We start from the raw sequence: 6,000 nt of genomic DNA, 5'->3' as shown, positions 1-6,000 counted from the left end.
GACTGAGCTAACGACCCATCTAAATCATTTTTTTACAAACTGGTGGTCGTTACTGGGATCGAACCAGTGACCCCCTCCTTGTAAGGGAGGTGCTCTCCCAGCTGAGCTAAACGACCTGGGAATTCTGAAATGATGGTGGGTCGTGCTGGATTCGAACCAGCGACCAATTGATTAAAAGTCAACTGCTCTACCGACTGAGCTAACGACCCATCTAAATCATTTTTTTACAAACTGGTGGTCGTTACTGGGATCGAACCAGTGACCCCCTCCTTGTAAGGGAGGTGCTCTCCCAGCTGAGCTAAACGACCTGGGAATTCTGTCTCCACCTGGTGGAGAAAATGGTGGGTCGTGCTGGATTCGAACCAGCGACCAATTGATTAAAAGTCAACTGCTCTACCGACTGAGCTAACGACCCTCACCACGACCAGTACCGACTGCATTACTGCTTCGGCTCTGACGGCGGCCTATATTACGGATTTAAATTTCCGGTGCAACAGAAAATTCGTAATTTAAATCCGTTTGCTCACTGTGCGTACAAATGCAGGCTGTTTTTACAGTACCGTTACGAAAACAGTGACATACAGCAATGTTACAGCTTGCTCAGGCTCTGCTTCGCCAGCTGTGCCGGAGAGGTGTTGGGGTAACCCTTGATCACCTGCTCGTAGAACGCTTTCGCCTCGGCCTTCTTGCCATCCAGCTGTGACAGCATCCCCAGCTTCAGCAGGGCATCGGCGCGCTTGGGCGACTTGCTGTACTTGTTGGCGACGGTAGAGAACTGGGCAGCTGCACCGGCTCGATCACCCTTGTTGAACAGCAGCTGGCCCAGCCAGTAGTGTGCATTGGGGACATAGCTTGAACTGGGGTACTGCTTGATGAAGCCCTGGAAAGCCGGAATGGCTTTGTCGTAGTTCTTCTCTTTGAGCACCATGTTCACGGCAGCGTCGTAGGCCTGATTCTCGTCCTGATTGGTCGAGTAGTTGACGGCCGGGGCCGGATTGGCCGCAGTGGCTGCAGCTGGTGCGGCGGCGGCCGGAGCAGCGGCCTGCTGCTGGCTGCTCACCTTGTCCAGCTCCTGGTAGAGCTGACGCTGACGCTCTTGCGACTGCTCCATCTGGTAGGTCTGCTGCTCCAGCTGACCACGCAGCTCGGAGACCTCCCCTTGCAGGGAGTCGACCTGCTGCTGCAAGTCAGCTTGCAGGCGCAGACGGGCGTTCAGGGTGCGCTCCAGCAGGGCAACCCGATCTTCGAGGCTACCGGTGGGCACGATGGCGCCGTTGTTGCCATTAAGGACAACGCCGCCGGAATCCCCCCCCAAATCGCTGACCGGAGCCGCGGCGTGGGCAGAGACTGCAAATAAAACGGCCATCGAAATGGCCGCTTGCTTATACACAAAATTCATCCGTATAGAACCTTAGTAAACCAGAACCGCACGGCGGTTTTTGGCAAAGGCTTCCTCGGTGTGAGACAGATCCAGCGGCTTCTCTTCGCCATAGCTGACGATGGAGAGCTGCTCGGCCTGCACACCCAGGGTTTGCAGATACTTGGCAACAGCCTTGGCACGACGCTCACCCAGAGCGATGTTGTACTCCGGAGTACCGCGCTCATCGGCGTGGCCTTCGATCAGTACTTTCACGCTCGGACGCTCGCGCAGGTAGCTGGCATGGGCATCCAGCAGATCAGCGTACTGACCCTGGATTTCGTAGCCGTCAAACGGGAAGTAGATGACGTTGTCGCGCTGCAGCGCTTCGAACTTCTGACGCATCTGCTCTTCCGGGGACAACATGCCGTTGGCGCCACCGGTTTGTACACCGCCCATGCCGTCGGTCATACCTGATTCGGCACCAGCAGAGCCTGAATCAGAAGAGGAGCTACAAGCAGCCAGGGTGAACAGTGGCAGTGCGATGGCCAAACCCTTGAGCAGTTTATTGAGTTGCATGCTATTTCCTTAAACCTTTATAACAAAACAAAAAACAATTGGATTTTTATCAATTCAAGAAGGGCGACCAAGCTGGTGCACGAATTTCACCGCTACTGGTCGGAAGCACAGCCTTGAAGCGACCATCAGTCGACACCAACGCAAGACTCTTACGACCCTGATAGATGGTGGCATAAATGATCATGCTGCCATTGGGAGCCACACTTGGGGACTCGTCCAGTGCACTCTGAGTCAGGACCAACTGGGCATTGGTGTCCATATCCTGACGGGCAATACGGTATTGCCCTTGAACCCGGGTCACCATCACCATGATCTTGCCATCAGGTGTGATGGATGCGCCCTGGTTGGATTCACCTTCCCAGGTCATCCGGCGAGTCATGCCAGTCGCCAAATTTACGCTATAAATCTGGGGTTTGCCACCACGTTCAGAGGTGAACAGCAAATTTTGCCCGTCCGGCATCCAGGAGGGTTCGGTGTCGATCACCCGGCTGGTGGTGACCCTGGTCAACTGCTTGCTTGCGACATCAACAACATAGAGGTTCGGTGACCCGTCCTTGGAGAGAACGATAGCCAGACGACGACCATCCGGAGACCACTCCGGCGCACCGTTGATACCGCGGAAGCTGGTGATCAGGCTGCGCTGCTGGGTGTAGATATCCTGCACATAAATCTCGGATTTCTGGTTCTCGAAGCTCACGTAGGCCAGCTTGCTGCCATCCGGCGACCAGGCCGGGGACATCAGCGGCTCGCGGGAGCGCAGCAGGGTCTTCTCGTTGTAACCGTCGTAGTCGGAGATCCGCAGCTGGTACGGGAACTGGGTTCCCTGCTGTACGGAAACATAAGCCAGACGAGTCAGGAAGGCTCCACGCTCGCCAGTCAGACGCTCATAGACGATGTCGGAGATACGGTGGGCGAACTGACGCATCTGGGCACCCGGGATGGTCGCCATACGGCTATCCAGGATGTAACCATTGCTCTCGCCACCCTGCGCCTTGGCCAGCTGGCCTTTGAGCACATCGACCAGTTCGAAGTTGATCTTGTAGGTACCGTCACCCACGGCGGCGATGGAGCCTACCACCACAGCCTCGACCCCCTGGGCTGCCCAGGGTGCGAAGTTGATTTCGCTGCTGCTGCTCGGGGTCTGCGGCATCTGGCTGCGCGCCAGCGGCTTGAACTTGCCGCTGCGCATCAGGTCGTTGGAGACCACTTCCGCGATATCCTGCGGCAGCTGGCCGTTACCTTCCCACTTGAAGGGGGCAACGGCGACGGGACGAGCGCTGTCAATGCCGCCAGTGATGACGATATCCAGAGCCGCATGGGCACTCTGGCCCAGCAGCAAACAACCAACCAAAGCAAAAAACACTTTTCTGATCATGGCTTAAATACTCGGTTCCAATTTGAGGTTAAATTCCTTCAACATCTCGAATGCCGCAGGATCCTTCGGCACCGGCAACTGGTTGGCCTTCAATACGGCCGCTTTACCGGAACGACATACCGCCGGGTCACCCTGGCCGTTATCCACCGAAATGACAAAGCCACTGCTCGCAAGACGTACGCCGATAGTACATGTTTTGCCCCGCATGGTGGGATCCAAAATCATATAACGCTCAACAGTGGCCTTGATGAGTGCCGCATATTTGTCGACTTCACCCTTGGCTGCCGCCGATGCAGCCTGACTGCGCGCATTGGCTTCAGCCGCCATCTGCTGCTCCATCATGGCTTCCATCTCTTTCTGCAGCTTGGCCTCTTCTGCCTTGCGCTTGCGCTCGGCATCCGCCTTGGCCTTCTTCTCGGCTTCGGCTTTGGCTTTTTTCTCTGCGTCAGCTTTTGCCTTTTTATCAGCCTCTTCCTTGGCCTTCTTCTCGGCCTCGGCTTTGGCTTTCTTCTCGGCTTCTGCCTTGGCTTTTTTCTCAGCTTCGGCTTTGGCCTTCTTCTCGGCTTCCGCTTTCTTGGCCTTGGCCTCTTCGGCCTTGGCTTTCTCTTCCGCCTGTTTTTTCTCGAGCTCTTTCTTTTTCTTCAGCGCGAGCGCCTTGGCATCTTCCGCCGCTTTCTTCTCGGCCTCTGCCTTCTTGGCTTTTTGCTCTTCCAGCTTGCGGGCTTCCTCGGCTTTCTGGGCCTTCTCTTCCGCCTGCTTCTGCTCAGCCTCTTTCTTCTGCTTTTCGGCTTCTGCCTTGCGGGTCGCCTCTTCGGCCTGCTTGCGCTTGGTCTCGGCAATACGCAGGCGCTCCTGCTGCTCGGCCAGCTCGCGCTTGGCCTCTTCCGCCTCTTCCTTTTTCTTCTGCTGTTGCTGTGCAGCCTTGGGCTGAGCCTTCTGCTGCTGGATCTGCTGCGCCTGCTGGGCCAGGAATTCGCTATCCAGCATCACCGCATTGACGATCTGCCCCTGCGACTCGGGCCGCTTCGGCTTGCTGAAGTCGAGCCCGACAAACAGGATGATGCCGATGATCAGGTGCAGCAGAAACGATGCGATGAGATAACCGGAAATACCACGCTTCACATCCATCTCCGTCAATTCACCGGATCAGTCATCAGGCCAACCTGAGGAACACCGGCTTTCTTGAGGGCCACCATCAACAGGATCACCTCTTCGTAGCGCACCGACTTGTCACCGGCCACCACCACGGGAGCGTTCTGGTTGATGGCCAGATAGCCCATGGCTTTCTCGGTGATGTACTGCTGCATCGCTTCGGGCGTGCCGCTTGGTACCGGCTCATCCTCGGCTTCGCCAGCCTTGATGACATACTCGCCATCGGTGTTGACGCTGACGATGAAGGGCGGCTTGGCATCTTCCGGCAACTGCTCGGATTCCGCCTGCGGCAGGTCAACCTTGACCCCCTGGGTGATCACCGGCGTTACCGCCATGAAGATGATAAGCAGCACCAGCATGACGTCGATATAGGGAACCACGTTGATCTCGGCCACCTTCTTGCGCCGGATCCGCTGATAGGTTTGCATTACTGATCACCCTGCTGCTGTGCAATTTGACGGTTCAGAATGGTGGTGAACTCGTCCATGAAGTTGGCGTAGGCGTTCTCCAGCTTTTCCACCTTGTTGGAGAAGCGGTTGTAGAAGATAACGGCCGGGATGGCGGCAAACAGACCCATGGCGGTGGCGATCAGCGCTTCCGCGATACCGGGCGCAACCATCTGCAGGGTCGCCTGCTGTACCTGACCCAGGGCGATAAAGGCGTTCATGATCCCCCATACGGTACCGAACAGGCCGATATAGGGACTGATGGAGCCGATGGTCGCCAGGATGGGCAGGTTGGATTCGAGATCGTCCACCGCACGAGAGAGGGAGACGCGCATGGCACGGTAGGTACCGTCCATCACCGCATCCTGACCGCGGGCGCCGGCCTTAAGCAAGCGGGCATACTCCTTGAAACCGGAGTAGAAGATATCTTCCATGCCTTCGATGTCATCGCGGCGGGAAGAGGACTCCTGATAGAGGCGATTGAGATCAACCCCGGACCAGAAGCGATCTTCAAACTGCTCAGATGCGATATTGGCAGCCTTGATCGCCTTGGAGCGCTGGATAATCAGCGCCCAGGAGACAATCGACATGCTCATCAGGGTCATCATGACCAGTTTTACCAACAGGCTGGCTTGCCAAAACAGGCCAATAAACGAAATTTCAGCGTGCACTTACAGCACTCCCTTCACATTTACAGGTATTGCAACAGGTTTCATTTGCGGATGACTGACACAGGCTATCTGTACCATGGCCTGAGTGACCAGTCGCCCATCAGCCGCCAGGATCTGCTGTGAAAAACGCATGGATGCGCGTTTCACTTCAGTCACTTGCGTTAACACATTCAAAAGTTCATTAAAACGGGCCGCCGAGCGGAAATCGATCTCTGTTCGACTCACGACGAAGGCATATCCCTCCTGCAGCAAGACGTCCTGTTCGACCCCTTTGGCACGAAGGAACTCGGTGCGAGCACGTTCCATAAACTTGAGATAATTGGCGTTGTAGACGATGCCCCCGGCGTCGGTGTCCTCGTAATAGACACGCACCGGAAACTCATGGACTTCCCCCATAACAATCTGTGATCCATTCGACAG

General features: G+C 56.1%; 7 protein-coding genes and 4 tRNA genes. All 11 read right to left on the bottom strand.

The features are described from left to right. Window positions 1-40: 40 nt before the first annotated feature. Window positions 41-116 (bottom strand) — tRNA-Val (locus tag AAHA41_RS21125). Window positions 117-133: 17 nt separating this feature from the next. Beyond that, window positions 134-209 (bottom strand) — tRNA-Lys (locus AAHA41_RS21120). A gap of 23 nt (window positions 210-232) precedes the next feature. After that, window positions 233-308: transfer RNA gene (locus AAHA41_RS21115), tRNA-Val, on the bottom strand. Between the two features lie 31 nt (window positions 309-339). After that, a tRNA-Lys gene (locus AAHA41_RS21110) sits at window positions 340-415 on the bottom strand. Between the two features lie 174 nt (window positions 416-589). After that, on the bottom strand, window positions 590-1,399 hold the full coding sequence (gene ybgF / locus AAHA41_RS21105; RefSeq protein WP_041209178.1) for a tol-pal system protein YbgF: 810 nt from the start codon (window positions 1,397-1,399) through the stop codon (window positions 590-592). A 12-nt stretch (window positions 1,400-1,411) separates the two neighbouring features. Next, a complete protein-coding gene (gene pal / locus AAHA41_RS21100; protein WP_033113510.1) occupies window positions 1,412-1,936 on the bottom strand; it encodes a peptidoglycan-associated lipoprotein Pal in 525 nt (174 codons plus the stop codon). Window positions 1,937-1,985: 49 nt separating this feature from the next. Then, window positions 1,986-3,311 (bottom strand): Tol-Pal system beta propeller repeat protein TolB, encoded by a 1,326-nt coding sequence (gene tolB / locus AAHA41_RS21095; protein WP_041209179.1) that lies wholly within the window; start codon window positions 3,309-3,311, stop codon window positions 1,986-1,988. A 3-nt stretch (window positions 3,312-3,314) separates the two neighbouring features. Further along, window positions 3,315-4,439 carry a cell envelope integrity protein TolA gene (tolA, locus tag AAHA41_RS21090; RefSeq protein ID WP_041209180.1) on the bottom strand — a complete coding sequence of 375 codons (1,125 nt, stop codon included), beginning with the start codon at window positions 4,437-4,439 and terminating at the stop codon, window positions 3,315-3,317. Between the two features lie 5 nt (window positions 4,440-4,444). Beyond that, window positions 4,445-4,891, bottom strand: a complete 447-nt coding sequence (gene tolR / locus AAHA41_RS21085) for a protein TolR (protein WP_033113513.1) — start codon at window positions 4,889-4,891, stop codon at window positions 4,445-4,447. Beyond that, on the bottom strand, window positions 4,891-5,580 hold the full coding sequence (gene tolQ / locus AAHA41_RS21080; RefSeq protein WP_041209181.1) for a protein TolQ: 690 nt from the start codon (window positions 5,578-5,580) through the stop codon (window positions 4,891-4,893). Before tolQ ends, tolR begins: the two co-directional genes overlap by 1 nt. Then, the gene (gene ybgC, locus AAHA41_RS21075; RefSeq protein ID WP_033113515.1) at window positions 5,581-5,976 is read right to left on the bottom strand and encodes a tol-pal system-associated acyl-CoA thioesterase; all 396 of its coding nucleotides are present in this window, start codon (window positions 5,974-5,976) and stop codon (window positions 5,581-5,583) included. It lies immediately after the preceding gene. Window positions 5,977-6,000: the final 24 nt, after the last annotated feature.

The organism is Aeromonas sp. SER (assembly GCF_038739615.1).
Classification (GTDB): Bacteria; Pseudomonadota; Gammaproteobacteria; order Enterobacterales; family Aeromonadaceae; genus Aeromonas; species Aeromonas jandaei.
Note: the sequence above shows the minus strand (reverse complement) of the source record. Positions and strands in the feature narration are given on the sequence as shown.

Coding starts and splice junctions, on each gene's coding strand:
- ybgC (WP_033113515.1), bottom strand. CDS start 5,976: ATGGGGGAAGTCCATGAGTTTCCGGTGCGTGTCTATTACGAGGACACC.
- tolR (WP_033113513.1), bottom strand. CDS start 4,891: ATGCAAACCTATCAGCGGATCCGGCGCAAGAAGGTGGCCGAGATCAAC.
- ybgF (WP_041209178.1), bottom strand. CDS start 1,399: ATGAATTTTGTGTATAAGCAAGCGGCCATTTCGATGGCCGTTTTATTT.
- tolA (WP_041209180.1), bottom strand. CDS start 4,439: ATGGATGTGAAGCGTGGTATTTCCGGTTATCTCATCGCATCGTTTCTG.
- tolB (WP_041209179.1), bottom strand. CDS start 3,311: ATGATCAGAAAAGTGTTTTTTGCTTTGGTTGGTTGTTTGCTGCTGGGC.
- pal (WP_033113510.1), bottom strand. CDS start 1,936: ATGCAACTCAATAAACTGCTCAAGGGTTTGGCCATCGCACTGCCACTG.